The sequence below is a fragment of the Paracraurococcus ruber genome (assembly GCF_004353985.1).
Taxonomy (GTDB): domain Bacteria; phylum Pseudomonadota; class Alphaproteobacteria; order Acetobacterales; family Acetobacteraceae; genus Paracraurococcus; species Paracraurococcus ruber.
Genome location: NZ_SMOA01000403.1, coordinates 1 through 3577 on the forward strand (window position 1 = coordinate 1; position 3577 = coordinate 3577).

The 3577-nt window shown below is 70.2% G+C and carries 5 protein-coding genes; 1 reads left to right on the forward strand and 4 read right to left on the reverse strand.

Translation table 11 applies throughout. From position 1 onward, the window contains the following. On the forward strand, positions 1-418 hold a 418-nt coding region (locus tag E2C05_RS29805; protein ID WP_133223244.1), incomplete at its 5' end, for a c-type cytochrome. A 60-nt stretch (positions 419-478) separates the two neighbouring features. Here the strand turns inward: E2C05_RS29805 and E2C05_RS29810 are convergent. From E2C05_RS29810 to E2C05_RS29825, 4 genes are all read right to left on the reverse strand, one after another. Beyond that, positions 479-1663 (reverse strand): vWA domain-containing protein, encoded by a 1185-nt coding sequence (locus tag E2C05_RS29810; RefSeq protein ID WP_133223245.1) that lies wholly within the window; start codon positions 1661-1663, stop codon positions 479-481. A 126-nt stretch (positions 1664-1789) separates the two neighbouring features. Then, the gene (locus E2C05_RS29815) at positions 1790-2638 is read right to left on the reverse strand and encodes an AAA family ATPase (RefSeq protein WP_133223246.1); all 849 of its coding nucleotides are present in this window, start codon (positions 2636-2638) and stop codon (positions 1790-1792) included. Positions 2639-2718: 80 nt separating this feature from the next. Next, positions 2719-3105: a hypothetical protein gene (locus E2C05_RS29820; protein WP_133223247.1), complete on the reverse strand. Its 387-nt coding sequence runs from the start codon at positions 3103-3105 to the stop codon at positions 2719-2721. Positions 3106-3206: 101 nt separating this feature from the next. Beyond that, positions 3207-3577, reverse strand: a 371-nt coding sequence (locus E2C05_RS29825) for an energy transducer TonB family protein (protein ID WP_133223248.1), incomplete at its 5' end; no start/stop codon positions are given.

Here is a 3577-nt window from a genome sequence, read left to right on the forward strand (position 1 = left end):
CGCCCCGGGCGCGGCGGCCCCCGCGCCGGGCGCCCAGCCCGCCGCCGCCCCGGCCGGCGACCAGCCGGTCACCGCCCTGCTGGGCAGCGCCGATCCCGAGGCCGGCGGCGCCCTGTTCCGCCGCCAATGCGCCGTCTGCCATTCGGTGAACGAGGGCGGCCGCAACGGCGTCGGTCCCAACCTCTACGACGTGGTCGGCAAGCCGCACGGGCACCTGGAAAACTTCAACTATTCGGCGGCGCTGAAGGCGCACCAGGGGCCGTGGAACTACGACGAGCTGGACCGGTGGCTGGCCAACCCGCAGGGCTATGCGCCGGGCACCCGGATGGGCTTCGTGGGCCTGAAGGACCCGAAGGACCGGGCCAATGTCATCGCCTATCTGCGCAGCCTGTCGGCCAACCCGGTGCCGCTGCCCTAACCCGCGCCTGACCCCAGGCAATACCCCCGGTGGCCCCGCGGCCCCGGGGGTTTTTCATGCTCAGCGGCTGAGCTCGCGCGTCATCGCCTCGATCCCGTCGAGGGTCAGCGGGTACATCCGGCGTTCCATCAGCCGGTGCAGGATCTGCGCCGACTGGTAGCGGCCCCAGGCCGCCTCCGGCATCGGGTTCAGCCAGGCGCTGCGGCGGAAATGCCCCATCAGCCGCTGCAGCCAGACCTGGCCGGTCTCCTCGTTCCAGTGCTCCACGCTGCCGCCGGGCTGGATGACCTCATAGGGGCTCATCGCCGCGTCGCCGACGAAGATCAGCTTGTAGTCCGGCCCGTATTTCCGCAGCACCTCCCAGGTGGAGATCTCGCTCTCCCGCCGCCGCCGGTTGTTGGTCCACAGCCGCTCGTAGGGGCAGTTGTGGAAGTAGAAATGCTCCAGGTGCTTGAACTCGGCGCGTGCGGCGGAGAACAGCTCGGCGCAGACCTGCACGTGGTCGTCCATCGACCCGCCGATATCGAGGAAGAGCAGAACCTTCACCGTGTTGTGCCGCTCCGGCACCAGCTTCAGGTCCAGCGTGCCGGCATTGTTGGCGGTGGCCCGGATGGTGTCGGGCAGGTCTAGCTCCGTCGCGGCGCCCTGGCGGGCGAAGCGGCGCAGCCGGCGCAGCGCCAGCTTCATGTTGCGGGTGCCGATCTCGATATCGCCGTCGAGATCCTTGAACTCCCGCTTGTCCCAGATCTTCACCGCGCGGCGATGGCGCGATTCCTCCTGGCCGATGCGCACGCCCTCGGGGTTGTAGCCATGGGCCCCGAACGGAGAGGTGCCGCCGGTGCCGATCCACTTGCTGCCGCCCTGGTGCCGGCCCTTCTGCTCCGCCAGGCGCTGCTTCAGCGTCTCGATCAGCTTCTCGAAGCCACCGAGCGCCTCGATCTGCGCCTTCTCCTCCTCGGTCAGGAATTTCTCGGCCAGCTTGCGCAGCCACTCCTCGGGGATGGCTGCGCCTTCCTGCGGGTCGCCCTCGGGCGGCTCCAGCCCCTTGAACACCTCGCCGAAGACGCGGTCGAAGCGGTCCAGGTGGCGTTCATCCTTCACCAGCGTCGCGCGGGACAGGTGGTAGAAATCGTCGACATTGTAGTCGGCCACGCCCTCCTTCATGCCGCGCAGCAGCGTCAGGTATTCCGTGATGCTGGCCGGGATGCCGGCGGTGCGGAGCGCGAGGATGAAATGGGCGAGCATCCGGTCCTCCACAGGAAGATCGGGGGGAGAAAGCATTCTCCCCCCAAGCCCCCCTCATCTATTTCTATGAGAAAGCGGTGAGTGGGGGGTCTGGGGGGAGAGAGGCAGCCCTCTCTCCCCCCGGCCTCAGCGCTGCCGCTGCCGGCTCAGGAAGGCCAGCCGCTCGAACAGGTGCACGTCCTGCTCGTTCTTCAGCAGCGCGCCGTACAGTGGCGGGATGGCGGTCTTGGCATCGGTGGACCGCAGCACCTCCGGCGGCAGGTCCTCGATCATCAGCAGCTTCAGCCAGTCCAGCAGCTCGCTGGTCGCCGGCTTCTTCTTCAGCTCGGTCACGCCGCGCACCTGGAAGAAGACGTTCAGCGCCTCCCGCGCCAGCTCCTGCTTGATGTCGGGAAAATGCGCCTGGACGATCTTCTCCATCGTCTCGCGGTCGGGGAAGCGGATGTAGTGGAAGAAGCAACGGCGCAGGAAGGCGTCCGGCAGCTCCTTCTCGTTGTTCGAGGTGATGATGACCACCGGCCGGTGCTTCGCCACCACGGTCTGCCGCGTCTCGTAGACGAAGAACTGCATGCGATCGAGCTCGAGCAGCAGGTCGTTCGGGAACTCGATATCGGCCTTGTCGATCTCGTCGATCAGCAGGACATGCGGCTTGTCGGCCTCGAAGGCGTCCCAGAGCTTGCCGCGGACGATGTAGTTGCCAATCTCGTGCACCCGCGGGTCGCCCAACTGCCCGTCCCGCAGCCGCGACACGGCGTCGTATTCGTACAGGCCCTGCTGCGCCTTGGTGGTGGATTTGATGTGCCACTCGATCAGCGGGTGGCCGAGCGCCTGGGCCACCTCATGCGCCAGCACGGTCTTGCCGGTGCCCGGCTCGCCCTTCACCAGCAGCGGGCGCTGCAGGGCGATGGCGGCATTCACCGCCACCTCCAGGTCGCGCGAGGCGATGTAGTGCTGGCTGCTCCTGAATCCGGCCACGCCCGGTCCCCCTTGCCTGTCGGGGGAAGGGTGGCCCCGGCAGGGCCGGGCCGCAACCCGCAGCGCGGCCCGGCGGGCCTTCAGTGCGGCGTCGCCACCGCGCGCAGCGCATCGGCCAGCGCGGCGCAGGCGCGGCGGCTGTCGTGCTTCGCCATCTCCTCCCGCGCCTGGGCGATGCGTTCCAGCGCCGTCTGCAGCGACGGGGCGGTGTCGCCATGGCTGATCGCCATGCGGATCCGCGTCTCGGCCAGGTCCAGGTTGATGGCGGCCGCCCGCTCATGGTCCAGGCGGATGTCCTGGTCGGCGCCGCTCAGCAGGTCCAGCACCGCCTGCGCCTCCGGCGTCCCGCCGGTCAGCGGCAGCAGATGCGGCGGGTCCTTGCTGTGGTCGCCCCCATGGGCCGACCGCGGCACCAACGCCAAGGCGAAGAGGTCGAGATAGGGATGCTGCGGACGGGCATTGGCCATGGCGTGCTCCTGCGCCCGGCACCCGAAAGGCCCGGGCAGGTGGGAAGGCTAGTCCGGGCCGGCCCGATCCCGCAATCACCCCGCCGGGACCGCGCCGGCCGTCAGCGCAGGGCGAAGCGGACCGGCACGGTCAGCTCCAGCGCCTCGCCCGCCAGGTCCGCCGGCGGCGCCGGCAGGGGAGAGGCGCGCTGGATCATGGCCAGCACCGCGGCATCCAGCGCCGGGTCGCCGGCGCTGCGGTCCAGCCGCCAGGCGGTGACGGTGCCGTCCCGCCGCATGCGGAAATGCAGCATCGCCACACCCTGGGCGCGGCGATAGCGCGCGTCCGGCGGGTAGGTCTTGTGCCTCTCCAGCGCGGCGAAGAGCTGCGCGACATAGCTGGGCGGCGGCGCCGCATGGGTGGGGGCGGGGGGGGCCGGCGCGGCGGCGGCCGGCGCCGCCTCCGCCAGGGCGGGCGCGGCGGGCTGCGGCC